This window comes from Limosilactobacillus viscerum (assembly GCF_947387525.1).
Lineage (GTDB): Bacteria > Bacillota > Bacilli > Lactobacillales > Lactobacillaceae > Limosilactobacillus > Limosilactobacillus viscerum.
On record NZ_CANDNW010000082.1, the window covers coordinates 1 to 377 of the forward strand.

At 39.3% G+C, this 377-nt stretch carries 1 pseudogene; it reads right to left on the minus strand.

The features are described from left to right. Positions 1-66 precede the first annotated feature (66 nt). Positions 67-377 (minus strand): annotated as a pseudogene (locus QOS07_RS09355) (transposase); the annotation flags it as partial.

Below are 377 nucleotides of genomic sequence, written 5' to 3' on the forward strand. Positions count from 1 at the left end.
CGATCACCCATTGAAGTCTTTATGCGAAAAATGTTTCGATGAAGTGTTCAATTTATTTATTGCAATCTGCCATTTACGTTTCTGTTCCTTTTGATAAGTTGTGTATGGAATAACAGGCTGCTTTTCAAACTGATCAAGAATCATTGTGTAATTGTACTCACTACCATAACCGGCATCGGCAACGATATGCTTAAAGAAATCTAAAGCATGAAACTGGGTAAGAAATGGCACTAAGGTCCTGGTGTCAGTTGGATTTGAAAAGAGCCCGTAATCAAGGACAAATTGCTTATGTGTAGCGACTTGCAGGTTATAGCCGGGCTTCAACTCCCGATTCATCATCGGATCTTCCTTCATACACATAAAAGTCGCATCATGAT